General features: G+C 60.9%; 25 protein-coding genes and 1 pseudogene. 20 read left to right on the top strand and 6 right to left on the bottom strand.

All coding sequences use genetic code 11. From position 1 onward, the window contains the following. The 5 genes from ACYQ47_RS04630 (at window position 1) to ACYQ47_RS04610 (ending at window position 4,062) form a co-directional block, all read left to right on the top strand. Complete coding sequence (locus ACYQ47_RS04630) at window positions 1–576, top strand: HutD/Ves family protein (RefSeq protein WP_459904612.1); 576 nt, start codon at window positions 1–3, stop codon at window positions 574–576. Window positions 577–594: 18 nt separating this feature from the next. Next, entirely contained in the window at window positions 595–750 is a 156-nt protein-coding gene (locus ACYQ47_RS04625) for a hypothetical protein (RefSeq protein WP_250467353.1), read from the top strand. 112 nt (window positions 751–862) lie between these two features. After that, on the top strand, window positions 863–1,666 hold the full coding sequence (gene hutG / locus ACYQ47_RS04620; protein ID WP_459904611.1) for an N-formylglutamate deformylase: 804 nt from the start codon (window positions 863–865) through the stop codon (window positions 1,664–1,666). Window positions 1,667–1,979: 313 nt separating this feature from the next. Next, window positions 1,980–2,288, top strand: a complete 309-nt coding sequence (locus ACYQ47_RS04615) for a DUF4148 domain-containing protein (RefSeq protein ID WP_459904832.1) — start codon at window positions 1,980–1,982, stop codon at window positions 2,286–2,288. Window positions 2,289–2,736: 448 nt separating this feature from the next. Next, entirely contained in the window at window positions 2,737–4,062 is a 1,326-nt protein-coding gene (locus tag ACYQ47_RS04610; RefSeq protein ID WP_459904609.1) for a DUF1996 domain-containing protein, read from the top strand. Window positions 4,063–4,083: 21 nt separating this feature from the next. On the opposite strand, the gene ACYQ47_RS04605 is transcribed toward ACYQ47_RS04610, so the two are convergent. Further along, window positions 4,084–4,779, bottom strand: coding sequence for a TetR/AcrR family transcriptional regulator (locus ACYQ47_RS04605; RefSeq protein ID WP_250467350.1), 696 nt, complete (start codon window positions 4,777–4,779; stop codon window positions 4,084–4,086). Between the two features lie 352 nt (window positions 4,780–5,131). Here ACYQ47_RS04605 and ACYQ47_RS04600 point away from each other — a divergent pair, with 352 nt between their 5' ends. The 7 genes from ACYQ47_RS04600 (at window position 5,132) to ACYQ47_RS04570 (ending at window position 13,634) form a co-directional block, all read left to right on the top strand. Further along, window positions 5,132–6,412 (top strand): allantoate amidohydrolase, encoded by a 1,281-nt coding sequence (locus tag ACYQ47_RS04600; protein ID WP_459904608.1) that lies wholly within the window; start codon window positions 5,132–5,134, stop codon window positions 6,410–6,412. Between the two features lie 93 nt (window positions 6,413–6,505). Continuing rightward, on the top strand, window positions 6,506–7,828 hold the full coding sequence (locus ACYQ47_RS04595) for an NAD(P)-dependent oxidoreductase (protein WP_459904607.1): 1,323 nt from the start codon (window positions 6,506–6,508) through the stop codon (window positions 7,826–7,828). 38 nt (window positions 7,829–7,866) lie between these two features. After that, complete coding sequence (preA, locus tag ACYQ47_RS04590; RefSeq protein WP_459904606.1) at window positions 7,867–9,153, top strand: NAD-dependent dihydropyrimidine dehydrogenase subunit PreA; 1,287 nt, start codon at window positions 7,867–7,869, stop codon at window positions 9,151–9,153. Window positions 9,154–9,185: 32 nt separating this feature from the next. Then, window positions 9,186–10,697, top strand: coding sequence for an NCS1 family nucleobase:cation symporter-1 (locus ACYQ47_RS04585; protein ID WP_459904605.1), 1,512 nt, complete (start codon window positions 9,186–9,188; stop codon window positions 10,695–10,697). A gap of 46 nt (window positions 10,698–10,743) precedes the next feature. Continuing rightward, window positions 10,744–12,222: a dihydropyrimidinase gene (gene hydA, locus ACYQ47_RS04580; RefSeq protein ID WP_310393540.1), complete on the top strand. Its 1,479-nt coding sequence runs from the start codon at window positions 10,744–10,746 to the stop codon at window positions 12,220–12,222. 127 nt (window positions 12,223–12,349) lie between these two features. Beyond that, a complete protein-coding gene (locus tag ACYQ47_RS04575; protein WP_459904604.1) occupies window positions 12,350–13,120 on the top strand; it encodes a CDP-diacylglycerol diphosphatase in 771 nt (256 codons plus the stop codon). 13 nt (window positions 13,121–13,133) lie between these two features. Next, window positions 13,134–13,634: a BrnT family toxin gene (locus ACYQ47_RS04570; RefSeq protein WP_459904603.1), complete on the top strand. Its 501-nt coding sequence runs from the start codon at window positions 13,134–13,136 to the stop codon at window positions 13,632–13,634. 82 nt (window positions 13,635–13,716) lie between these two features. On the opposite strand, the gene ACYQ47_RS04565 is transcribed toward ACYQ47_RS04570, so the two are convergent. The 3 genes from ACYQ47_RS04565 to ACYQ47_RS04555 all read right to left on the bottom strand — a co-directional run bounded on the left by ACYQ47_RS04565 (window position 13,717) and on the right by ACYQ47_RS04555 (window position 15,858). Further along, window positions 13,717–14,031, bottom strand: coding sequence for a hypothetical protein (locus tag ACYQ47_RS04565; protein ID WP_244829384.1), 315 nt, complete (start codon window positions 14,029–14,031; stop codon window positions 13,717–13,719). Between the two features lie 93 nt (window positions 14,032–14,124). Further along, entirely contained in the window at window positions 14,125–15,366 is a 1,242-nt protein-coding gene (locus ACYQ47_RS04560) for an aspartate carbamoyltransferase (protein ID WP_244829687.1), read from the bottom strand. 72 nt (window positions 15,367–15,438) lie between these two features. After that, the gene (locus tag ACYQ47_RS04555) at window positions 15,439–15,858 is read right to left on the bottom strand and encodes a secondary thiamine-phosphate synthase enzyme YjbQ (RefSeq protein WP_244829385.1); all 420 of its coding nucleotides are present in this window, start codon (window positions 15,856–15,858) and stop codon (window positions 15,439–15,441) included. A gap of 88 nt (window positions 15,859–15,946) precedes the next feature. Here ACYQ47_RS04555 and ACYQ47_RS04550 point away from each other — a divergent pair, with 88 nt between their 5' ends. From ACYQ47_RS04550 to ACYQ47_RS04540, 3 genes and pseudogenes are all read left to right on the top strand, one after another. Further along, a complete protein-coding gene (locus ACYQ47_RS04550; protein WP_250467345.1) occupies window positions 15,947–16,435 on the top strand; it encodes a BON domain-containing protein in 489 nt (162 codons plus the stop codon). A 108-nt stretch (window positions 16,436–16,543) separates the two neighbouring features. Beyond that, window positions 16,544–17,029, top strand: a pseudogene (locus ACYQ47_RS04545) (NfeD family protein); the annotation flags it as partial. Between the two features lie 13 nt (window positions 17,030–17,042). Beyond that, window positions 17,043–17,816 (top strand): slipin family protein, encoded by a 774-nt coding sequence (locus tag ACYQ47_RS04540; RefSeq protein ID WP_244829387.1) that lies wholly within the window; start codon window positions 17,043–17,045, stop codon window positions 17,814–17,816. Here the strand turns inward: ACYQ47_RS04540 and ACYQ47_RS04535 are convergent. Both ACYQ47_RS04535 and ACYQ47_RS04530 read right to left on the bottom strand, forming a co-directional pair. Beyond that, entirely contained in the window at window positions 17,813–18,349 is a 537-nt protein-coding gene (locus ACYQ47_RS04535; protein WP_459904601.1) for a carboxymuconolactone decarboxylase family protein, read from the bottom strand. The two genes, ACYQ47_RS04540 and ACYQ47_RS04535, sit on opposite strands and share 4 nt — an antisense overlap. Before the next feature lie 127 nt (window positions 18,350–18,476). Beyond that, window positions 18,477–19,061 (bottom strand): DNA-3-methyladenine glycosylase, encoded by a 585-nt coding sequence (locus ACYQ47_RS04530; RefSeq protein ID WP_309848741.1) that lies wholly within the window; start codon window positions 19,059–19,061, stop codon window positions 18,477–18,479. 47 nt (window positions 19,062–19,108) lie between these two features. Here ACYQ47_RS04530 and ACYQ47_RS04525 point away from each other — a divergent pair, with 47 nt between their 5' ends. From ACYQ47_RS04525 to ACYQ47_RS04505, 5 genes are all read left to right on the top strand, one after another. Next, window positions 19,109–19,546 (top strand): low affinity iron permease family protein, encoded by a 438-nt coding sequence (locus ACYQ47_RS04525; protein ID WP_244829390.1) that lies wholly within the window; start codon window positions 19,109–19,111, stop codon window positions 19,544–19,546. 497 nt (window positions 19,547–20,043) lie between these two features. Continuing rightward, window positions 20,044–20,220 carry a Flp family type IVb pilin gene (locus ACYQ47_RS04520; protein WP_244829391.1) on the top strand — a complete coding sequence of 59 codons (177 nt, stop codon included), beginning with the start codon at window positions 20,044–20,046 and terminating at the stop codon, window positions 20,218–20,220. Between the two features lie 64 nt (window positions 20,221–20,284). Next, the gene (locus tag ACYQ47_RS04515; RefSeq protein WP_250467343.1) at window positions 20,285–20,794 is read left to right on the top strand and encodes an A24 family peptidase; all 510 of its coding nucleotides are present in this window, start codon (window positions 20,285–20,287) and stop codon (window positions 20,792–20,794) included. A 12-nt stretch (window positions 20,795–20,806) separates the two neighbouring features. Then, window positions 20,807–21,784, top strand: a complete 978-nt coding sequence (cpaB, locus tag ACYQ47_RS04510; protein ID WP_244829393.1) for a Flp pilus assembly protein CpaB — start codon at window positions 20,807–20,809, stop codon at window positions 21,782–21,784. Window positions 21,785–21,828: 44 nt separating this feature from the next. Beyond that, window positions 21,829–23,328 carry a type II and III secretion system protein family protein gene (locus tag ACYQ47_RS04505; RefSeq protein WP_250510186.1) on the top strand — a complete coding sequence of 500 codons (1,500 nt, stop codon included), beginning with the start codon at window positions 21,829–21,831 and terminating at the stop codon, window positions 23,326–23,328. Window position 23,329: the final 1 nt, after the last annotated feature.

Genomic DNA, 23,329 nt, shown 5'->3' with positions numbered 1-23,329 from the left:
ATGGCAACCGTCCTGCGCGCATCATCGCTCGCGGCCGTGCCGTGGAAGAACGGCGGCGGCATTACGCGCGAACTCGCGGCGGAACCGGAAGGCGCGTCGATGGATACGTTCGCGTGGCGGCTTTCCATCGCGGATGTGTCGGCGGATGGCGCGTTTTCGAGCTTCGCGGGCGTGGATCGCGTGCTGATCCTGCTCGATGGCGCGGGCATGACGCTCGCCGAACCCGACTATGTGCACACGTTGAACGAGCCGCTCGCGATGGCGCGCTTTGCCGGCGAAACGCCCATCCACGCGGCGCTCGTGCAAGGTCCGACGCGCGACTTCAACGTGATGACGCGTCGCGGTCGCGCGCATGCTTCGGTGACGAGCCGCTTCGAGTCGCATGAATGGACGCCGGACCACGACGTGACGTTTTTGCATTGCGCGCGCGGCATGTTGAACGTCATGCTGGCCCATGGAGAACGCATCGCGCTCGCAGCGGGCGACAGCTTGCGTATCGAAAGCGCGGACGGACGCGTCGCGTGCGAAGCATCGCAAGATGCGTCGTGGTTGCAGATAGGCATCCATACGCCGTGAACGCGTGGATCGCGCCAGATGCCCGATGGCTGGCAACGCAACATGATGCTCGAATGGATGGAAGACGGCCAACGCGTGCGGCATCGCGCCAACTGTCTTTTCGATGCCGCGCTCGACGGAGGAACGCGGCTCCAAAAGCTGGCTTTCCGATACGGTTTTCTGCGAGCATGGTGAATCGCCGAAACGCGACGTCTTCGTCGGCGGATGCAAGATCATCGACGCAAGTTGTCAGGCGGACGAAGACGCACTGCGTTCATTCATCGACTACTGAAACGCGAGGCATCACATGGACGATTGTGCGATCTACACGCTCGAGCGCGGCACGGCGCCGTTGCTCATCTCGATCCCGCACCGCGGCACGCGTATACCCGACGGGCTCGCGCAAGAAATGACGCCGGTCGCGCGGAAAGTGGATGATTGCGACTGGCATCTCGAACGGCTTTATGACTTTGCGCGCGAGATGGGCGCGTCGATTCTGCTGCCGCAATTCGCGCGCTATGTCATCGATTTGAATCGTCCGCCCGATGACGCCAATCTCTATCCGGGCCGCGATACGACTGGCCTCTGTCCCGTCGATACGTTCGAGAAAGAGCCGCTTTATCTCGAAGGTCATAAGCCTTCACGCGAACAGATCGAGGCGCGCCGCGCGCTCTACTGGCAGCCTTATCACGATGCGCTCGCTTCCGAACTTGCCGCCTTGCGCGAGGAACATGGGCACGCGTTGCTGTGGGAGGCGCACTCCATTCGCTCAGTCGTGCCGCGCTTCTTCAATGGCCGGCTCACGGATTTCAACTTCGGCACGGCGGATGGAGCATCAGCGGCGCCTGAACTGGCCGAGCGGCTCGCGCAGGTCGTGGAGTCGGACGGACGTTACACAACGGTGGCTAACGGGCGCTTCAAGGGCGGTTACATAACGCGTCGCTACGGTCAGCCGGCCAACGGGATTCACGCGGTGCAACTGGAGCTCACGCAGGCTACTTACATGAACGAGGCACCGCCTTATTCCTACGATGAGGCGCGCGCGAGCGACGTTCAGCCCTTGTTGCGGGAGTTGGTCGTCGCGGCGTTGGAGCATGTGAAAGAGCCCTGAATTTAGCTGGCGTCAGTATGACCATTGTCTGACGCCGCTGTAATGATGTTTTTGGGCAGCACTGATTGTAGTGCCCTCATCTGGCGTGGAAAATCATTACAAACAATAACTTAACGTCTGTCGAACTGCTGAAGACTTGCAGTTGCGCATGCGCCATTGTTGCGACTTCGACAAATATATTTCCTGCAAATCGGGGTTTCCCCTAGGTCGCGTCCCTCCTACACTGTTTTCAAGCGAAACGAAATCAGAAACTGTTTAAAAGCTTCCGGCTTCGTCTTCGATTTCAAAACAAAATCCCAGGAGGTTCATCATGATCAAGTCTTTCGTTCCGGCTCTCGTTATTGCTTCGGCTCTGGCCGCTCCGACTTTCGCCTTTGCACAAAGCAACGGCCCTGTGACCCGCGCAGAAGTTCGCGCCGAGCTGGTCCAGTTGGAAAAGGCTGGCTATAACCCGTCGACGGACCACGCGTTCTACCCGCAAAACATTCAGGCAGCCGAAGCGCGCGTGGATGCACAGCAAGGTACGTCGTCGTACGGCGCATCGACTGCGGGTTCGTCGCAAGCGGGCGCACGTCCGTCAGCGTCGATCTCGGATCGTAACTCGGTCTACTTCGGTCATTAATAGATCGAATACCGGCAAGTTGCAGTGGTGGTGGCAGTGGCAGTTGAAGGTGAGGTAGATGGCAGAAAGCGTAGTAACTTGCGAGAAGCGTAGTAGAGCAGTTCTGCAGTAAGCAGCACCAGGAACGCCGACCGCGATTTTTGCGGCCGGCGTTTTTTATTTCGACGCGTTGTTTAATGCGGTGATCGCTCGATTTAATCGGCGCGAAAAAAGAAACGCAGATCGGTTTTGTTCACTTTCGAAATGAGTCGGCTTATGTGCACGAGTTAAATATCGCGCGTACTTGCAAAGGAGCGTCAATAAAATAATAAAACGAGGCTCTCTCGATGTCCCGGTATCCTAGAATTCATGTGGCAGAACGACGGCCAATAAATTCAACGGTCGATATTCAACGTGAATCAATGCTTGCGGCGAGCATTTTACTTTATCGAGAGAGCTGAGAATAGTCATGAAAAAAGCCACCTCCTTGCTGCGACTTCTATTGCTAATCCTCCTAGCAGCTACGACAACCGGCGTTTATGCCGGTCAGTTCAGCGTACAGTGCGCGTATTCTCACACGAAGCCCGACGATTCCATTGTTCGTTACGGATTACCCGGACTTGCCATGCAGCACGATTTTTTCGGCAACCGATCGACCGATGCCTTCAGCGACCTCGCAAAGCTGAATGTGAATAAAGCCACGACGTGTAACATTACTGCCGATGCGTCCGCTTATTGGGTGCCGCAATTGAAGCGCGCCGCCGGAATAGTGGTCCCCGACTTCCAGAAGACCTACTACCAAAAGAATACCGAACTCCCGGTCGTCACCGCTATCCCGCAGGGTCTGGAGATGCTCGCCGGCGACCACCACGGAACCGCGGCAAATCCGGCTATTGCATATTTTTGCCAGAATGTGGGCTACATGGCGAACCCGCCGACGAGTTGTACCGTTGTGAACGGCAACGCCCAGTTTGACATCGTGATCAATTTTCCAGACTGTTGGGACGGCGAGCACATTAAACCGGATTTCTCCTCGGGCGTTCAGAACATGGCTTACCACAATAACAAAGATGGTTCATGTCCCGAAGCTTATCCGATCAAGATTCAGCAGTTGCAATTAAACTTGCAATACACGCTTGGCAATAACGGCGATCTGAACGGCGCGCAGTTGTCGATGGACCCGATCATGGTGAACGGCGTGCTGACGCCGCAATGGGGCAGTTTATATACCGCTCACGCCGACTTTATCAATGCATGGAAGCCGGATAGCCTTCAATACGCAACCGACAATTGTTCCAATAATGGAAACACCGCGTGCAGCAGCGATATTCCGACTTACTACGTAAAGTCCAATTCGGATACGTGGCTTGACTCCGGCGGCACTCCGCACAATGCAGACGAGAAACTGCGCGTAGGTCCGGGCGACATTATTTTCATGAAGTTTCCGACGCCCGTAATCACGGACTACACCTATCAAACCGCGTTCATACAGACTCAGGGTGGCGACGTCACCGACTCCACGGCGGTCTACTTGTACCTATTCGCCGCCGCAACCAATTGGGACGATCAAAACAAGCCACCTACCGGAAGTGCCTGCACGCCGCAGTCCGTTGGCGCTATCTATCTCGACAACGTTAATAAACTCCGGATAAATTCCATCGACGCATACGTCAAGCAGCAAATTGCCGCGAAGGCGCCTGAAATTGCTATCTGCATTAAAAACAACACGAGCAAGGTCGTCGAATTCAACTCGCGCGAAGTGAAAAACGGCGTGCCTGCACTGTTTTTGAAATAACGCTGGCCGCCACCTAGGCGGCTATCGGATTTCGTTGCCCGGCGAACGCGCGCCACACGCGCGAAGCACCAGCCGCACGACTTCCTCGGTCTCCTCGTCGAACGCCTTTCGAGTCAGCGCGCGCTTGCCCTTCAGCGCGCGAATCTGCGCGTCGAAATCGGCGTAATGCTGAGTGATCGCCCATATCAGAAACATGAAGGTCTGCGGTTCGACAGGCGCAAGCAGTCCACGCGCGATCCATCCTTCGATTACCGTGACGCGCGTATCGAGCCACGGTTTTACGCGTTCGTTCAACACGTCTTGCATGTGATGCGCGCCGTGAATGATCTCGCTTGCCCAGACTTTCGATCCGAGCGGCCGGCGCCGCGACAACTCCATCTTTGCGCGCACATAACCGCCGATTGCTTCGGCAGGATCGTCGCTGCATTCGAACGTATCCGCCGCGCGATGCCAGTCTTCAAAGAGGTCTTCGAGCACGCGTCGATAGAGCGCGAGCTTGGTCGGGAAGTAGTAATGCAGATTGGCTTTCGGCAGGCCGGCGCGCTCGGCGATCATCGCGGTGCTCGCGCCTTCGAGTCCTTTCTCGGCGAAAACGGCTTCGGCGCAAGCCAAAAGGTGAGCCTCGTTGGTCTCGCGAATTTGTGCCTTGCGCCGCCGCAAAGGCGGAACGGCGTTACTGCTTTCTTCGATGCCGGGCGACGCTTCGTCGTGTCTCATTGTTCCTTCCGTAGGCCTCGTGTGCCGCATCGTGCCTGATTTGCGGCGTTCGTGCATGCCGCGCTGTTCTCAATTCTGCATGCCTCAGCAAGTTCGACCAAGTGATGCTGCAGCGCAATGGCACGCTTCTCGCTCTGTTCGCTTCAACACGAAAGACGTTGATTTGCTTATTTTAATCGGCTACAACCTGTCCAGTCGGACAGGATTTGAAGCGAAACCGAATGGCTCGAATGCAGCATCGATCGTACAAGTAAAAGCATGCACCGCGTGCGTGCAAGTCTGCACCCGCCGCGCGCCGGATGCACGAAAAGCAGTCCCCGACATACGAAGTTCATCGTAAGGAGCGAGGCGCATGAACGCGGTTACGGATGCAATGAGAGAGGCTGGTCTCGACACGTCCATCAAGGTCAACGGTCAACGTCTGTGGGATAGCCTGATGTCGATGGCGAAGATCGGCGCAACGCCCAAAGGCGGTGTCTGCCGGCTCGCGCTGACCGATCTGGACAAGGAAGGGCGCGATCTCATCGTGAGTTGGGCGAAAGAAGCGGGCTGCACGGTGAGCGTCGACCAGATGGGCAACGTGTTCATGCGCCGCGCGGGCCGTCATCCCGACGCGCTGCCCGTCATGACGGGCTCTCACGCCGATTCTCAGCCGACAGGCGGCCGCTTCGACGGAATCTACGGCGTGCTCGGCGGCCTCGAAGTAATCCGCACGCTCAACGATCACGCGATCGAGACGGAGCATCCCGTCGAGGTCGTCATCTGGACCAACGAAGAAGGCTCCCGCTTCGCGCCGGCGATGGTCGCATCGGGCGTATTCGCAGGCGTGTTCTCGCTCGATTACGGGTTGTCGCGCAAGGACGTCGATGGCAAGACCATCGGCGAAGAACTCGAACGTATTGGTTATGCAGGCGACGTTCCGTGCGGCGGCCGCAAGCTGCACGCGGCGTTCGAATTGCATATCGAGCAGGGCCCGATTCTCGAAGCCGAGGATAAGACCATCGGCGTCGTCACCGATGCGCAAGGCCAGCGCTGGTACGAGATCACACTGACGGGTCAGGAAGCGCATGCGGGCCCGACGCCCATGCCGCGCCGCAAAGACGCGTTGCTCGGCGCATCGCGCGTGGTGGATCTCGTCAACCGCATCGGACTGGATCACGCGCCGCTCGCCTGCGCCACGGTCGGCATGATGCAGGTCTATCCGAACTCGCGCAACGTGATTCCGGGCCGCGTGTTCTTCACCGTGGACTTCCGTCATCCCGACGACGCCGTGCTCGCGAAGATGGACGCCGCGCTGCGCGAAGGCGTCGAGCGCATTGCGGGCGGCATCGGCCTCACAACCGAACTCGAGCAGATCTTCTACTACGAACCCGTCAAGTTCGATGCCGCGTGCGTCGACTCCGTGCGCGCGGCAGCCAAACGCTTCGGCTATTCGCATCGCGACATGGTGTCGGGCGCGGGCCACGACGCGTGCTACCTCTCGCAAGTCGCGCCGACATCGATGGTATTCGTTCCTTGCGTCGACGGCATCAGCCATAACGAAGTAGAAGACGCCTCGCAGGAATGGATCGAAGCGGGCGCGAACGTGCTTTTGCACGCCATGCTCGAGCGCGCGTCGGAACCCGTCTCTTAACTGCTATTCGTCGATACTTTCCAAAGCGCCGTTCGCGTCGTCCCGCGCGAACGGCGGGAATCGCTACGTCCTCATATCGAAGAAGGAACGCGTATGACCATGAAGATTGCGGGCCACAGGCTCACGCAGGAACAACTCGCATGCGAGTTTTCGGATGTCGCGCCCTTGCTCGATGCGACTGCCGCCGCCGCCGCGGCAAGCCGCTGTCATTACTGTTATGACGCGCCATGCGTGCAGGCTTGTCCCACGCAGATCGATATTCCGAGCTTCATCCGCAAGATCAGTCACGGCAATCTCAAAGGCGCGGCCGTCGATATTCTCTCGGCCAATCCGCTCGGCGGCATGTGCTCGCGGGTGTGTCCGACCGAAATACTGTGCGAAGGTAGTTGCGTACGCAACCATCCGGGTGACGAGCCGGTGCGAATCGGTGCGCTGCAGCGCCATGCAACCGATTCGGCGATGGCGCGCGGCGAACCCTTGTTCAAGCGCACGCCGGAAACGGGACGACGAATCGCGATCGTCGGCGCGGGACCGGCGGGACTTGCGTGTGCGTATCGCCTCGCGCTGGCCGGCCATCAGGCGATCATTTTCGATGCGCGCGCCAAACCCGGCGGTCTCAACGAATACGGCATCGCGGCGTACAAGACGGTGGAAGACTTCGCGCAACGCGAGATCGAATGGCTGCATTCGATCGGCGGTATCGAAATCAAAACGGGCGTGGCGCTCGGCCGCGATGTGACGCTCGACGAACTGCGCAAGCAATACGACGCGGTGTTCATCGGCTTCGGTCTGGCGGGTGTGCGTGAGCTGGCGCTGGAAGGCGAGTCGCTCGAAGGCGTGATGAACGCGGTGGATTTTATCGAGCAAGTGCGTCAGGCCGATGACCTCGCGAGCGTGCCGGTCGGGCGGCGTGTAGTGGTGATCGGCGGCGGCAATACGGCTGTCGATGCCGCCGTGCAAAGCCGCAAGCTCGGCGCGACCTCGGTGACCATGGCGTACCGGCGCGGCGTCGAGAACATGGGCGCGACCTGGGCGGAACAGGAGTTCGCGCAGAACAACAACGTGACCATCGTGACGCATGCGAACCCCGTGCGTCTGATCGGCGCGGACGGACACGTCACGGGCGTGGAGTTCGACCGCGCGGGCGAGCGCTTGATCATCGAAGCGGACATGGTGCTGAAGGCCATCGGGCAGACGCTCGTGCCGGTGGGTATCGACCGGGAATTGTTGAGTCTCGATGGCGGGCGCATCGTCACCGACGAGAACCGTCAGACGACGCTCGCGAAAGTCTGGGCCGGCGGCGACTGCGCGACCCACGAAGGACTCGATCTCACCGTGCAGGCCGTGCAGGACGGCAAGCTTGCGGCGGCGTCCATTGGCGCGTCCTTCGAACTCACGGCGATCAAGGCCGCATAAAACCCCCGCAACGCATTCGATACGGAGCCGCTAAAAACATGGCCGATCTTCGCTGCACTATCGCTGGCATTACATCGCCGAATCCGTTCTGGCTTGCATCGGCGCCGCCGACCGACAAAGCGTATAACGTCAACCGCGCGTTCGAAGCGGGCTGGGGCGGCGTCGTATGGAAGACGCTCGGACTCGACCCGCATGTGGTCAACGTCAGTTCGCGTTATGGCGCCGTGCAATGGAACGGGCAACGCATGGCGGGCCTGAACAACATCGAGCTGATCACCGACCGCCCGCTCGACATCAACCTGAAAGAGATCGCGCAAGTGAAGCGCGACTGGCCGGACCGCGCGCTGATCGTCTCGCTGATGGTGCCGTGCAACGAGAAAGACTGGAAGTGGATTCTCACGCAGGTGGAAGACACCGGCGCGGATGCGGTCGAACTCAACTTCGGCTGTCCGCATGGCATGAGCGAGCGTGGCATGGGCGCGGCGGTCGGGCAAGTGCCGGAGTATGTCGAGATGGTCACGCGCTGGGTGAAGGAAGGCACGCAGTTGCCGTGTCTCGTGAAGCTCACGCCGAATATCAGCGACATTCGCATGGGGTCGCGCGCGGCGTTCAAGGGTGGCGCGGATGGCGTGTCGCTCATCAACACCATCAATTCGATCGTCTCCGTCGACCTCGACCAGATGGCGCCGATGCCCACCGTCGATGGCAAAGGCACGCACGGCGGCTACTGCGGCCCGGCCGTGAAGCCGATTGCGCTCAACATGGTCGCCGAGATCGCGCGCGACCCCGAAACGCCCGATTTGCCGATCTCGGGCATCGGCGGAATCTCCACCTGGCGTGACGCCGCCGAATTCATGGTGCTAGGCGCGGGCAGCGTGCAGGTGTGCACGGCGGCGATGCACTACGGGTTTCGCATTGTCTCCGATCTTGCTGACGGCCTCTCGAACTGGATGGACGAAAAAGGCTACGCCACGCTCGACGACATTCGCGGGCGCGCGATGCAGAACGTGACGGACTGGAAGTACCTCAATCTCAAGTACGACATCAAGGCGCGCATCGATCAGGACAAGTGCATCAAGTGCGGGCTGTGCCATATTGCGTGCGAGGACACGTCGCATCAGGCCATTCTCAAGGAGAAGGACGGCAAGCGTCACTTCGAAGTCGTCGATGCCGAGTGCGTCGGCTGCAATCTGTGCATGCACGTATGCCCGGTCGAGCAATGCATCACGATGGAACGCGTCGATGCCGGCGAGTACGCGAACTGGACCACGCATCCGAACAATCCGGCGCGTGTCGATGCGGAAGAAGCCGCCAAAGCCGCCTGAAGTCATTGCAACGATCAACAGGAGTTCGTCCGATGAAGCAGACAGCGCAATCTGTCGATCCGAATTTCGCGGCCAACTTGCAGGCGAGCAGCCTGTATAACGACGACCTCGCGCCAACGGGTCCCGCGCAGCGCACGTGGAAGTGGTATCACTTCGCGGCGCTGTGGGTTGGCATGGTGATGAACATCGCGTCCTACATGCTCGCGGCGGGGCTCACCGAGCAGGGCATGTCGCCGTGGCAGGCGGTGGTGACGGTGTTGCTCGGCAACGTGATCGTGCTCGTGCCGATGCTCCTGATAGGTCACGCGGGGGCGAAGCACGGCATTCCTTACGCGGTGCTGGTGCGCTCGTCGTTCGGCACGCAGGGCGCGAAGTTACCGGCGCTGTTGCGGGCCGTCGTCGCGTGCGGCTGGTATGGCATTCAGACGTGGCTTGGCGGCAGCGCGATCTACACGCTGCTCAACATTCTCACGGGCAACGCGCTGCACGGCGCGGCGCTGCCGCTTCTCGACATCTCCGCCGGACAGCTTGCGTGCTTCCTCGTGTTCTGGGCGCTGCAGATTTACTTCATCGTGCACGGTACCGATTCGATCCGCTGGCTCGAAAGCTGGTCCGCGCCGATCAAGGTGCTGATGTGCATCGCGCTCGTCTGGTGGGCGACGAGCAAGGCGGGCGGCATCGGCAACATGTTGTCGGCGCCGTCGCAGTTCGTCGCGGGTGGCAAGAAGGAAGGACTCTTCTGGGCGACGTTCTGGCCGGGTCTCACCGCGATGGTCGGCTTCTGGGCGACGCTCGCGCTGAACATTCCCGACTTCACGCGCTTCGCCCGCTCGCAGCGCGATCAGGTGATCGGGCAGTCCATCGGTCTGCCTGCGCCGATGGCCTTGTTGTCCGTGATTTCGGTGGTGGTGACATCGGCGACGGTCGTGATCTACGGCAAGGCGATCTGGGACCCGATCGACCTGACGAGCCGCATGACGGGCATCGGCGTGGGCGTTGCGCTCGTCATCCTCACGCTCGATACCATGTGCTGCAATCTTGCGGCCAATCTCGTCGGTCCGGCTTACGATTTTTCGAGTCTCTGGCCAAAGGGCATTTCGTATCGCGCGGGCGGCATGATCACGGCGACGATCGCCATCGTCATGATGCCGTGGAAAATTCTCGCCACCACGCAGGGTTATATCTTTACCTGGCTCGTCGGTTACTCGGCGTTGCTCGGGCCCGTCGCGGGCATTTTGATGGTCGATTACTTTCTGATTCGCGGCACCCGGCTCGATCACCGCGAACTCTTCGATGAACACGGCGAATATTCGTATAGCGGCGGCTGGAATATCGCGGCGGTCGTGGCGCTGCTCGTCGGCGTGCTGCCCAATTTGCCGGGCTTTCTGCATACGGCGTTCCCCGCGTCGTTCCCGAACGTGCCGGCGTTCTTCAACATGCTTTATACGTATGCCTGGTTCGTCGGGCTCGTGCTGGCCGCGCTCGTGTATGGTTCGTGGATGAAGCTGCGTGGCAGCCCGCAGGCCGGGGTTCTGAGCGCATGAGCGTCCGAAGGAATTTTCGAAGCCCAAGATTCGCAAGGAGAAGACAATGCCAACCCTGATTCGCGGCGGCACCATCATCGATCCAGAACGCAGCTATCGCGCAGATGTGTTGTGCGCCGACGCCGCGTCCGGCGGCACGATCCTGGCGATCGGGCCGGATCTCGAAGCACCGGCGGGCACGAAGATCGTCGACGCGGGCGGACAGTACGTGATGCCCGGCGGGATCGATCCGCACACGCACATGGAACTGCCTTTCATGGGCACGACCGCCAGCGACGACTTCTATACCGGCACGGCGGCGGGCTTGTCGGGCGGCACGACGAGCATCATCGATTTCGTGATTCCGAGCCCGAAGCAACCGCTCATGGCAGCGTTCAAGGAGTGGCGCGGCTGGGCCGAGAAGGCATCGGCGGATTATGGCTTTCACGTCGCGGTGACGTGGTGGGACGAATCGGTGCATCGCGACATGGGCCTGCTCGTGCATGAGCACGGCGTCTCCAGCTTCAAGCATTTCATGGCCTACAAGAACGCGATCATGGCCGATGACGAAGTGCTCGTGAACAGCTTCACGCGCTCGCTCGAACTCGGCGCGCTGCCGACCGTGCATGCGGAAAACGGCGAGCTCGTGTTCCAGTTGCAGAAGCAACTGCTTGCGAAGGGCTTCACGGGACCGGAGGCGCATCCGCTTTCGCGGCCGCCTGAAGTGGAGGGCGAGGCGGCCAATCGCGCGATTCGCATCGCGCAGGTGCTCGGCGTGCCTATCTACATTGTGCATGTATCGGCGAAAGATGCCGTCGATGTCATCGCGCGTGCTCGCAGCGATGGCCTGCGTGTGTTCGGCGAAGTGCTGCCGGGGCATCTCGTGATCGATGAATCGGTGTATCGCGATCCCGACTGGACGCGTGCCGCCGCGCACGTGATGAGCCCGCCGTTTCGCACGAGCGAGCATCGCGAGGCGCTGTGGCGCGGGCTGCAGTCCGGGCAGCTTCACACGACGGCGACGGATCATTGCGTGTTCTGTGCATCGCAAAAGGCCATGGGGCGAGAGGACTTCACGAAGATTCCAAACGGCTGCGGCGGCGTGGAAGACCGGATGTCGGTGTTGTGGCATCACGGCGTGAACATGGGGCGTCTCACGCCGAACGAGTTCGTGCGCGTGACATCGACCAACGCGGCGCAGATCTTCAATCTGTATCCGAGGAAGGGCGCGGTGCAGGTGGGTTCGGATGCGGACCTCGTCGTGTGGGACCCGGCGGCGACGCGGACCATTTCCGTAAAGACGCATCATCAGAAGGTGGACTTCAATGTGTTCGAGGGCATGACGGTGCAAGGCGTGGCCACGCATACGCTCACGCGCGGCGAACTCGCCTGGACCGATGGCGATTTGCGCGCGGTACGCGGCGCGGGTCAATACCTGAAGCGTCCGCCAAATTCGTCGTACTTCGAGGCGGCGCGCGTGCAGAACAAGCTGAAGGAGCAGCATCCGGTGGAGCGCGCGGGGGATAAGGCGATGAAGGCCGCCTGAGTGGTTCGAACCGGCCTCGTGTGGCTCGACGCTGCACGGGGCTTGGTCACATCCGAAGCATGTTCACACGCTTGCAAGCATAATCCGGCACGCTGTCCTCTTATCCAGCGCTGCCCGAATCATGCCGATGCGAAACCTCCACAAGCTTTGCCTTCTCGCCGTCACGACGGCCTTCTGCACGACGCTTTCCACTGCGCGCGCGGCGAATCCGAACGCGCTGTGGGAAATCGTCCACGACTATTGCGAGCCCGCCGCCGAGGGCGCGCCGGTCAAGCAGAAATGCGCCGACGTAAACCTCACGGACGGCTACGCGGTGCTGAAGGATATCGTGGGCGTCGCGCAATATCTGTTGATTCCGACGGCGCGTGTGAGCGGCATCGAAAGTCCCTTGATACTGGAGCCGCAGACGCCGAATTATTGGCGCGACGCATGGCGAGCGCGCCGTTATGTCGATGACAAACTACGCCGCTCCTTGCCACGCGATCAAGTGTCGCTTGCAATCAACTCGGCAAGCGGGCGCACGCAGAACCAGTTGCATATTCATATCGACTGCCTCGCGTCCGACGTCGCGCAGACGTTGCGCGAAGTCGGGCCGGGCATCGGCCGCGAATGGGCGCCGTTGCCGGTGCGCTTGCGCGGGCATCGGTACGACGCCATGCGGATCGACGACGCGGATCTTACGCATACCGATCCTTTTGCGCTGCTCGCGCGTTACGCGGCGCGTCGCGGACAAACGATGGGCGACCAGACGCTGTTGCTGGCCGGCGCATGGTTGCCCGATGGCAAGCCCGGATTCTTTCTTCTCAACGATCATGTGCAACCGGGTGACTGGGCTTCGTCGGAAGAACTGCAGGATCACACGTGCGCGTTAGCCGATCGGTCTATAGAGAAACCGTGACGAAAGAGCAAGAATGAAGGCAGGCTGTTTCATTCGGATCACGAAGAAAAATTTTGTGACGCCGCTTGAACGCCTCTTGTCAAACTTCTTTCATGTAGTCACGATAATGCACATCGACATCTTGTTCGATCCGCAGAAGGACGCGGCGAACGTCAATCGTCATGGCATGTCGCTGGAACGTACGCGGGAAATCGCGTGGCGAGAGGTGATGTGTCACGCAGACGCTCGTCGCGACTACGGCGAGGTACGCGAGGTCGGCTTCGTGCCGATAGAAGGGAAAGTACATTGCGTGGTGTTCACGCAGCGAGGCGGCGCATTGCGAATCATCAGCTTGCGTCGCGCCAATAACCGGGAGAATGAGAGATATGAGCGGAGCATCGTACAGGTTTTACCGCAATACGCCGGAAGAGGAGGCGGAGATCGAACGGGGCATTCAGATGGACCCCGACACCTTCGTCCCTTCAGACGAGTGGTTCGCACAGATGAAACCGTGGGCGGATCGTCTGCCGAGTGAGTCACCCGCCGAGCAGATTGCGCCGCCGCGTTGACGTCCTGCATGTGCGACTGACTTCCCCAGTCAGTCGCGCGGCAACGGGTCAATGCGCTTCACGGCTTATCACTCGATGCGCGAACACTCGCGGACCGACGCCTTCGACCCGCGCTTCCGGCATGACCCGTCGCAAAGTGCGTAATGTGAACGCAAGGTCTTCGCTCGCTACATCGAATTCGAGCCTTAGCGCGCATCCTTCGCGCTGCGCCTGACTGACATATACGCCGAGAGGCGAGTGAAACAACTGGCGGATGCGCTCGCAAGATGCATCGTCGTTCGCCATGCGGGCGCGCGCCATGATCCGCAACCGCTGACAAGCGCCGCCGTGATGGCCGGCAAACTGCGCAAGTGTCATATCCATGATCGGGCTCCATCGCGTCTTTTCTTGATATAAGCATACGCGGGGCCTTGTCAACGCCGTATCAGGAAACAGATGCGGCGCGTAAAAATCTCATTAATCGAAGCCCTGAAAAACCGCGTCGTCCGGGCCGATGGAAGCCGGCGATTTCCACGTCGCGTCGCGCATGGAATGCCGCACCTGATGCTCAACGCCTAGCAGAACGGCAAAGATCGCCATGCGGACTGCAATGCCGTTGTCGGTTTGCCGGAAGATGGCAAGACGCGGATCGTGATTCAGGTCGGTGGCGAGATCGTTCGCGCCGGGACGGCTGTCGCGCGGCAGCGGATGCATGATGAGCGTGTCGCGTCCGCAGGCTTCGTTCACGAGCGCCTGGTTGATCTGGAAGTCCGGCGTATAGCCTTCGATGGACTCGTCCGCGAAGCGCTCTTTCTGAATGCGCGTGGCATAGACGACATCCGCGCCCGCAAGACCCGCGCGCAGATCGCTCGTCTGTTCGATGACATGATCGCCTCGCGCGATGCGCTCGATGATATGCGCCGGCATTTCCAGCGAACCCGGCGAAATCAGCGTGAACTTGAGGCCCTTGTAAAGCGAGAGCAGCTTGGCAAGCGAATGGACGGTGCGGCCATATTTGAGGTCGCCGACCATCGCGATATGCGCGCCATCGACTATTTTCCCGAGCCGCGAAAACTCGCGCTGGATCGTGTAGAGGTCGAGCAGCGCCTGGCTCGGATGCTCGCCGGGGCCGTCGCCAGCGTTGATCACGGGAATGTTGGTCGCACGCGCGAACTCCGCGACGGAGCCTTGCTCGGGATGCCGCACGACGATAGCGTCCGCATAGCCGCTGATCACGCGGCTCGTGTCGTAGATGGATTCGCCCTTCGCCATCGACGAGAACGTGAAGCCGGTCGTGTCGACCACCGAGCCACCGAGCCGACAGAACGCCGAGCCGAAACTCACGCGGGTACGTGTGCTCGCCTCGAAGAACAGGTTCGCCAGCACCGCGCCCTCCAGCACGCGCGTGATTTTGCGGCGCCGCGCGATGGGCTGCATCATGTCCGCTGTGCGAAAGAGCGCTTCGGCCGATTCACGCGAGAACTGATCGATGGAGACGAGCTGCGGGCGGCCTTCGTATGCAATCGACGGATATACGCTTTGCGTAGATGTTCCACCCTCGGGCATGCCGTCCAGAATCTCGCCGACATAGCGCGCGGCGATCTCCGGCATGGCGCGCGATTCCGGCGACTCATCCGGCAGAAGCCATGTGTCCAGCGCACGCCGCGACACGCCGATGCGGGCCGCGAAGGCATCGCGGGTCATGTTCAGACGCCGCATGGCGTCGCGAAGCACGGTCTGTTGCTGGCTCACGGTCGTCGCTCCTTGAATGTACGCGGAGCGTATATTAGGTCACTCGCCGATCAGATGCAACACCAGTTCGCGATCATGCGACGCCGTGCGGTGCTCGAATACGTATATGCCTTGCCACGTGCCGAGCACCATGCGGCCCGCTTCGACCGGAATCGAGAGCTGGACGGTGGTGAGCGCGGTGCGCAGATGCGCGGGCATGTCGTCGGGACCTTCCGCGTCGTGGACATAGCGGCCCGGCGCTTCGGGCGCGACGGTTTCGAAATAGCGTTCGAGGTCCGTGCGCACGTCGGGATCGGCGTTCTCCTGAATCAAGAGCGACGCGGACGTGTGTCTGCAGAAGATGGTCAGCAAGCCGGTGCGGATATCCTGATGATCGACCCAGCGGTCGATGGCGCGCGTGACTTCGTGCAAACCGCGCGAGCCGGTTGCAACCGTCAGATGTTGAAGTGCCTGTTTCATGTCGGTCCCGTTCGAAAAGATGCGAAAGATGCGGGAAGATGCTTCTGTCAGTCTACCGGCTATGCTTTTGGCAAGGGAGCAAAGAGCGATGACATCGAAAGTCCCGCCCGGATGGCGCTATCTGACCGCGTTGGCGTGCCTGCTGCCCGTCACGCTTGCGGCACTCGCCGACGACGCACGCGTCAATCGCGGTGACGACCCGTTCATGCAAGTATCGAAAGCAATCGCGAATTGCCCGACCCCGCGCGGTCCCGTCGAAACCGAACAGGAATGGCGCGACGAAGCGCATTACCGCATCGAGCGCGGCAATAGCTGCTGGATCGCGGGACGCTGCCGCCTCTCGAACAGCTACGCGTACGACCGGGAAATCGCCGAGAGCACGACGCGCCGCCTCAACGCGCTCAACGCGTCGCTGCAGTGGCGCGAGCACACCAGCCTGTGGCTCACGATCCAGCGCCGCTTCATCTATCTCGACGGCTGCGTCACGCGCGATTTCGACAAAGCGCGCTTCGTATCGGAATTAGGCGAGACCGCCGATGTCGAAAAGATCATCGACCGGACGACAACGCAGCCCTGAGCGCGCAATTCGCGCGTAAGCTGAAAGCAGCATCGTCCCCGGCGGTCGTCGCCCATGAAAACCCATCTTTCCGAGTGGCTCAGTCATATGTCGCTGATGGCCACGTTCTTGCCACTCGACTCCGCCGGTCTGGGTCTCGTCGTGCTGGGGCTCGGCTTACTCGTCGCGGAAATGTTCCTGCCGACCTTCGGCGCGCTCGGCATCGGCGGAATCATTGTGTTTTCGACCGGCGCGCTCATGCTCGTCAATAGCGGAGTGCCTGCCTTCGGCATGCCCTTGAGCTTCGTGACGGGGTTCGCTATCGTGGCCGCGCTCTTCGTGTTCGGCGTGTCGAGCGTCGCCTTGAAGGCGCGCAAGCGGCCCGTGGTGAGCGGCAGCGAAGCGATGCCAGGCAGTATCGGCGTGATGCTCGATGCAACCGGCGCCGCGCCCGCAAGTGGCTGGGCGCGTGTGCACGGTGAACGCTGGCGCGTGCAGACGGCTTCATCGCGAGAACTTCCAGGCGAGGGCGCGCTCGTGCGTGTGCTGTCGCGGCACGGACTGACGCTCATGGTCGAAGCGCTGGAGCGCGACCGGCAATCGCATCAACACTAACGAGGCATTAAAAATGGGGCTTACTTTTGGGTTTGGCGGCATTGTCATTGCGCTCGTCATCATTCTCGTGCTTTCGTCGGTGCGCATTTTTCGCGAGTACGAACGCGGCGTCGTGTTCACGCTCGGCCGCTTCTGGAAAGTGAAGGGGCCGGGGCTCGTGCTGATCATTCCGGCGGTGCAGCAAGTAGTGCGGATGGACCTGCGCACCGTCGTCTTCGACGTGCCGCCGCAGGATGTCATCACGCGCGACAACATCTCGGTGAAGGTGAATGCGGTGGTGTACTTTCGCGTCGTCGACCCGGAGAAAGCGGTGATTCAGGTCGCGCGTTTTCTGGAAGCCACGAGTCAGCTCGCGCAGACCACCTTGCGCGCGATACTCGGCAAGCATGAACTCGACGATCTGCTTTCGGAACGCGAGCGCCTGAACAGCGACATTCAGCGCGTGCTCGATGCCCAGACCGATGCCTGGGGCATCAAGGTATCGAATGTCGAGATCAAGGACGTGGATATCGCCGAGACGATGATCCGCGCCATCGCGCGCCAGGCCGAAGCCGAGCGCGAGCGCCGCGCGAAGATCATTCATGCGGAAGGGGAGTTGCAGGCATCCGAGAAACTTCTGCAAGCGGCTCAGATGCTGGCGCAGGCGCCGCAAGCCATGCAACTGCGCTACTTGCAGACGTTGACGACGATCGCCAGCGACAAGAGCACCACAATCGTCTTCCCCATACCGATCGATATCGTGAGCGCGGTGCTCGACAAGATCGGCAAGGGTGGCCGCGAGAGTTAAACCAGCGCGGGGAAGTCCAGCGTGGTGTCGTTCACGCGATTGAAGAGATTCGTGAAGTTGATGACGCTCGCGGCGAAGAGCGCGTCGATCACTTGCGCGTCGCTGTAACCTGCCGCGCGCACGGCATCGAGCACTTCGGCTTTCACCGTGCCGCGTGAACCGGTGGCTTCGCGCACGAAACGCACGAGCGCATCGCGTTTATCGTTGCCGGTGGCGGTACCCGCGCGAATCTGCTTCGTTTCTTCCTGCGTGAGACCGGCCAGCTTGCCGACGACCGTGTGCGCGGCTTCACAATAATCACAACCTGCCTGTCCGCTAACGGCGAGCTTCACGGCTTCGATATCGGCTTTGCTCAAACTGCTTTTAGCGAGCGTCGCGTCATTGGCGAGCGATGCCGCGAGCGCGCCGGGACTATGCGTGCCGACGGTTGCATACGCATTGGGTACGCGGCCTGCGGCCTTCTTGATCTTGGCGAAGAGTTCGGCGGTGTCACCCGTGGCTTCGTTCACATCGACTTTGGAAATGCGGGACATGGTGTGCTCCTTTTGGTTGATTGCCATGTGTCGTGGCATGGATGCACTGTATGTCTTTGCGGGAATCGCGTGAATGCTCTCCAGGCTCGGAAAGATGCTCGCGCGTCTCAATCGAGTGGATGATGTTTCAAGAAGAGGATGGAAAGGGTTTGCTCACGAACCTCGACCCGGCGAGGCCGAAGCGCCAGGGCACGTCCATTGCCTTGGAAATGCCGATGCGCGGCCCGCTCACAATATCGACTGCATCGTCCGGTGCTTCGACGCAGAACGGCGCTTCGAGCAGCGACATGCCGTTCTGCTTATGCGTGATGCCCAAGGCTTGCGCTAGGCGGCCCGGACCGGAACAAAGCAGCTTGATGGGTTCGAGCCCGCGTCGTTCGCGCATGAGATCGAGTCCGACGAGCGGCTCGATGGCGCGAATCAGCACGCCGGCGCCATGACCTTCTTCGCGGCAAACGAAGTTCAGACACCAGTGGATGCCATAGGATCGATAGACATAAGCATGAGCGGACGGTCCGAACATGACCGCGTTGCGCGGCGTGAGACCCGAGAAAGTATGCGAAGCGGGATCTTCGCGGTCGTATGCTTCGGTTTCGACGATACGTCCACCGACGCCATCGAAAGTGACGATGGCGCCGATCAGCTGCCGCGCCACGATGTCCGACGCGGCATTGAAGTCGATAGCAGAATGGAGTGTGGGCTTGGCTTTCACAGAAGGTATTCTAACCGCGCACAAGATAACGACGGAGAGATGCTCACATGAAGTCTTCCTGGTTCCTCAAATTCTCGAATGGTCTCTCGCGCGTGGCGGGACATGCGTCGACGTTCATCATTGCGGTCGTGCTGGTGATCGTGTGGGCCGTCTCCGGGCCGATCTTTCACTTCAGCGACACATGGCAGCTTGTCATCAACACGTCGACTACCATCGTCACGTTTCTCATGGTGTTCCTCATCCAGAACACCCAGAACCGCGATACGGCCGCCATGCAGATCAAGCTCGATGAATTGATCCGTGCAGTGGACAACGCGCATAACGCTTTACTCGACCTCGAAGAACTCGACGAGAAAGACCTGGCCATTTTTCGTAAGCGCTATGCAAAACTGGCGGAGGAAGCGCGTGACGACTTGCGCTCGGCGAGCAAGGATATCGACATGCCGATTTTCCCGAACGATGCCAGACGCAAGGAAAAGAAATAGTGGGATATTGCGCCCGATGACAGTCGCGCTCAAGGTTAAACAAAAAGTTTGCAGAACGTGCTAAAGCGCGTGACAAGCAGGTATTAATGGTTGTAGCATTAACCTTACAGCGCGATATCCGGTTTTAGCGATGCTTGAATATTAAGCGGCATCGGTCGCGGCGGCGGCCTCGAACGCCGTCGAAGCCCTGCATGTAAAGGCGGAGCCCGTACGCTTGGCAAACGTTTTCTGAAAAAAATACAAAGACACGAAGAGTCGCGCGCTCGCTGTCAAGACACGCTTCAAACCCGCTAAAAGAAAAATTTCTCTCTATAAAGTTCTAGCGTCGTTTGCCGACAGCGGTCTAGTTCATTCATTTTAAAACGTCGAATTAAGGCCATTTCCGGCCTCTAAATGGCGAAGTAATTCCTTGTGGCTCTAGCTAGGATTGCTGTACCCGGTACCCCTAATGCCGGGCCGCACCTACCTACTCAATGCAAAAACAAGGAATGACCAAAATGACCAAGTTCTTCAAGAAATTCATCCGCGACGAACGTGGCGTCAGCGCGATGGAATACGCGATTCTGGCCGGGATCGTCGGCGTGGCGCTCGTCGCCGTGGCAGGCACGTTCAGCACCAGCGTTTCGGGCTGGTTCACGTACCTCAACACCAAAGTCACCGCCGCCCAGAAGTAACGACGTATTCGAGATCCGCGTCTCGCGGATCTCCCCCTTTCTTTCACTCGGTATCCGGTCCATCGTGCTGCTCGCATCCCTTGCCATCCGTCTCATCGTGCTGTGCGCGCTCTTGGTGCTCGCCGTCATCGATGTCCGTGCGCGTCGCCTGCCGACCGGGATCGTGCTTGCGATCGGTTCGCTCTTCTTTGTCGATGCGTTGCTGCGAAAGCTGTCGCTCGACGAGATCATCGCGCATCTGATACTCGCGTGTGTCGTGTTCGCGGTCTGCGCCGCGCTTTTCGCCGCAAAGATGCTCGGCGGAGGCGATGCGAAACTCGCGGCCGTCATCTTTCTCTGGGCTGGCGTCAGTCTGTCGCTGCCGGCTCTCACGCTCATCTCGCTGATCGGGACCGTGGTGTCCCTCGTCAGTCTCGCCACCCGCAACATGAAGGCCGATCAGACATCGTCGCCCATGCGCGCGCTGGCGATGTTCTCCGGCGCGCGCGGCGTGCCTTACGGCGTGGCGCTGGCGCTCGGCGGCGGTCTTGTGATCGTGCTGCCGGCCGCGCTTCCCTTGTTAATGACGCATTAGGCCGGCACTCACATGTCCAACTTCATCAAGTTCGCCGTTCTTCTCGTCGGCGCCCTGCTCATCGCTCTGGTCGTGCGTGTGGTGGTGGCAAGCGCGAGCAAGCCGTCCGCGCCCACCGTCAACACGGAGAAGGTGCTGGTCAGTGCAGCCGCCTTGCCGCAGGGCTTGCTTCTGCGTGACGAGGACATCACCTGGAAACCGATGCCGGCCAACGAAGTGCCGGTCAATGCCGTCGTGTCGGGCGCGCAGAACGCGCCGGAACTCAAGGGTGCGCTGTTGCGCCATCCGGTCGAAAGCGGCGCGGTACTCGTCGCCGACGACGTGATTCTGCCGAACGCGCCGGGCTTTCTCGCCGCGACGCTCAAGCCCGAGATGCGCGCCGTCTCCGTAGCCGTCGACGATGTCTCCGGCAATGCCGGCCTGATCCAGCCGGGCGACTACATCGATCTGATCCTCACGCAGCAGATGGACCGCCGCACCGATTCGCCGGACCTCGCGGTGTCGAGCGAAACGGTGGTCGAACATGTGCGCGTGCTGGCCGTCGGTTCAGAAATCAAGCGCCCGAAAGCCAGCAGCGACGTACCCGATATGAGCGCGCGAGCGCGCACCGTCACGCTCGAAGTGACGCCGCGCATGGGCGAAGTCGTGGCGGTTGCCGCGCGCCTCGGCAGTCTCTCGCTCGCCTTGCGCTCGTTTGCTACTGCCAGTCGCGATCCGGCCGCCGCCGCCGCGGCAGCCAGCGCGACGTCGACCGAACGTCCGCCAATCTGGGCCGGCGACATCTCGCGCGCCGTTCGCTCGTTGCCGCACGCAAGCCGCGCGCCGCAGAGCGCGCCTGGCGTGGCCGCCGCGCCGCCCATGCCGCGCACCGTGATGGTTTATCGGGGCTCGGAAAAGTCGGATGGTCAGAACGTCGCCCAGGCGGCAGGCGGGGCGCCCGAGAACGCGCCACCGTTGCCCGGCGTTCCGTCGCTTCCCGTCCAGCGCTAATGCCCCAAGCCGGCGGTGATCCGGCGACCAAGGAAAAGATAGTCATGAAAACGCAGTTCAGTTCGAGATCGACGCCGATGCTGCCCACCGCGGCGAGCCTGCTCGCGCTCGTGTGCGCGGCATTCGGCCTGACGCCGCTCGCGCATGCCGCCGGCGCTCAGGTGATCAACGTCGCGGCTCGTCCGGGCGCGGGCGCCGTGCCGTCTAAAGGTGCCGCTACCGCCGAGGCAAGCCAGGGCGTACTCGCACTCGATGCAGGCAAAGGCTCGATGCTTCATCTGCCCGAGGACGCCGTTTCGGTGTTCGTGGCCGACCCGAGCGTCGCGGATGTGCAGGTGCCGTCGCCGCGCGCGGTCTTCGTGCTCGGCAAGAAGGCCGGTTCCACCACGGTCTACGCGCTCGGCGCGAACAACAAGCCGATCTTTCAGAAGACCGTTGTCGTGACGCGCGACATGGTCGCGTTGCGCGCCATGCTGAAGGCGCGCTTTCCCAACACGAATATCGATGTGAACGGCATACAGGGCTCGCTCATTCTGACGGGGCAGGCGCAGAATCCCGCCGAGGCGGATACGGTCGTGCAGGCCATCACGCCGATGCTCGCGGACAAGGAAGTGCTCGTCAATCGCATGACCATCGACAAGCCCTTGCAGATTCAACTGCGGGTGCGGATCACGGAAGTGGACCGCAACGTGACGCAGCAGTGGGGCATCAACTGGCAGGCTATCGGCAGCGCGGCCGGCAACTGGTATAGCGGCATCTTCAGCGGCCGTCAGATCTACAACTACAACCAGCCCATCACGACTTCGTCGGGCTCGGTGACCTATCCGCTCAATCTCGCGACCAACAACGCTTACTCGCTGTTCGGCGGGTTCCGGACGGCCAACACCGATATCCGCGCGCTTGTCGATGCGCTGAATCAGGAAGGCCTGCTCACGGTGCTCGCCGAGCCCAATCTCGTCGCGCTTTCGGGCCAGACGGCGAGCTTCCTCGCGGGCGGCGAGTTTCCGATTCCGGTGTCGCAGATCAACGGCGCGATCACGGTCGAATTCAAGCAGTTCGGCGTCAAGCTCGACTTCACGCCGACCGTGCTCAACGACCGCCGCATCAGCCTGAAAGTGCGGCCGGAAGTCAGCCAGATCGACACGACGGCAAGCGTCACGACCAACGGCGTGACCGTGCCGGGCCTTTCGGTGCGCCGCGCGGATACCACCGTCGAACTGGCGAGCGGTCAGAGCTTCGCCATTGGCGGGCTGCTCCAGAGCAATACGACCGACCTCGTATCGCAAGTACCCGGCATCGGCTCGATCCCTGTGCTCGGCAAGCTGTTTTCCTCGTCGAACTACCAGAACAACAAGACCGAGCTCGTGATCATGGTGACGCCGTATATCGTCGAGCCGACCGATCCGGCCAAGCTGCGCACACCGATCGAGTCGCTGGTGTCGCCGAGCGGCGACATCGAATATGGTTTCGCCCGAATGTTTGGGGGCACCGAATCGGCACCGGGAAACCCTCGTCTCGTCGGCGCGGCCGGCTACGTCTATTGAG

It is taken from the genome of Caballeronia sp. HLA56, assembly GCF_054655155.1.
The sequence above is the reverse complement of the archived record's forward strand: the minus strand, read 5'-3'. Positions and strand labels throughout refer to the sequence as shown.

What these genes read in the sequence shown, in the direction of transcription:
- ACYQ47_RS04630 (WP_459904612.1), top strand. Translation starts at nt 1, where the DNA reads ATGGCAACCGTCCTGCGCGCATCATCGCTCGCGGCCGTGCCGTGGAAG.
- ACYQ47_RS04625 (WP_250467353.1), top strand. Translation starts at nt 595, where the DNA reads ATGCCCGATGGCTGGCAACGCAACATGATGCTCGAATGGATGGAAGAC.
- hutG (WP_459904611.1), top strand. Translation starts at nt 863, where the DNA reads ATGGACGATTGTGCGATCTACACGCTCGAGCGCGGCACGGCGCCGTTG.
- ACYQ47_RS04610 (WP_459904609.1), top strand. Translation starts at nt 2,737, where the DNA reads ATGAAAAAAGCCACCTCCTTGCTGCGACTTCTATTGCTAATCCTCCTA.
- ACYQ47_RS04605 (WP_250467350.1), bottom strand. Translation starts at nt 4,779, where the DNA reads ATGAGACACGACGAAGCGTCGCCCGGCATCGAAGAAAGCAGTAACGCC.
- ACYQ47_RS04600 (WP_459904608.1), top strand. Translation starts at nt 5,132, where the DNA reads ATGAACGCGGTTACGGATGCAATGAGAGAGGCTGGTCTCGACACGTCC.
- ACYQ47_RS04595 (WP_459904607.1), top strand. Translation starts at nt 6,506, where the DNA reads ATGACCATGAAGATTGCGGGCCACAGGCTCACGCAGGAACAACTCGCA.
- preA (WP_459904606.1), top strand. Translation starts at nt 7,867, where the DNA reads ATGGCCGATCTTCGCTGCACTATCGCTGGCATTACATCGCCGAATCCG.
- ACYQ47_RS04585 (WP_459904605.1), top strand. Translation starts at nt 9,186, where the DNA reads ATGAAGCAGACAGCGCAATCTGTCGATCCGAATTTCGCGGCCAACTTG.
- hydA (WP_310393540.1), top strand. Translation starts at nt 10,744, where the DNA reads ATGCCAACCCTGATTCGCGGCGGCACCATCATCGATCCAGAACGCAGC.
- ACYQ47_RS04575 (WP_459904604.1), top strand. Translation starts at nt 12,350, where the DNA reads ATGCGAAACCTCCACAAGCTTTGCCTTCTCGCCGTCACGACGGCCTTC.
- ACYQ47_RS04570 (WP_459904603.1), top strand. Translation starts at nt 13,134, where the DNA reads ATGAAGGCAGGCTGTTTCATTCGGATCACGAAGAAAAATTTTGTGACG.
- ACYQ47_RS04565 (WP_244829384.1), bottom strand. Translation starts at nt 14,031, where the DNA reads ATGGATATGACACTTGCGCAGTTTGCCGGCCATCACGGCGGCGCTTGT.
- ACYQ47_RS04560 (WP_244829687.1), bottom strand. Translation starts at nt 15,366, where the DNA reads ATGCGGCGTCTGAACATGACCCGCGATGCCTTCGCGGCCCGCATCGGC.
- ACYQ47_RS04555 (WP_244829385.1), bottom strand. Translation starts at nt 15,858, where the DNA reads ATGAAACAGGCACTTCAACATCTGACGGTTGCAACCGGCTCGCGCGGT.
- ACYQ47_RS04550 (WP_250467345.1), top strand. Translation starts at nt 15,947, where the DNA reads ATGACATCGAAAGTCCCGCCCGGATGGCGCTATCTGACCGCGTTGGCG.
- ACYQ47_RS04540 (WP_244829387.1), top strand. Translation starts at nt 17,043, where the DNA reads ATGGGGCTTACTTTTGGGTTTGGCGGCATTGTCATTGCGCTCGTCATC.
- ACYQ47_RS04535 (WP_459904601.1), bottom strand. Translation starts at nt 18,349, where the DNA reads ATGTCCCGCATTTCCAAAGTCGATGTGAACGAAGCCACGGGTGACACC.
- ACYQ47_RS04525 (WP_244829390.1), top strand. Translation starts at nt 19,109, where the DNA reads ATGAAGTCTTCCTGGTTCCTCAAATTCTCGAATGGTCTCTCGCGCGTG.
- ACYQ47_RS04520 (WP_244829391.1), top strand. Translation starts at nt 20,044, where the DNA reads ATGACCAAGTTCTTCAAGAAATTCATCCGCGACGAACGTGGCGTCAGC.
- cpaB (WP_244829393.1), top strand. Translation starts at nt 20,807, where the DNA reads ATGTCCAACTTCATCAAGTTCGCCGTTCTTCTCGTCGGCGCCCTGCTC.
- ACYQ47_RS04505 (WP_250510186.1), top strand. Translation starts at nt 21,829, where the DNA reads ATGAAAACGCAGTTCAGTTCGAGATCGACGCCGATGCTGCCCACCGCG.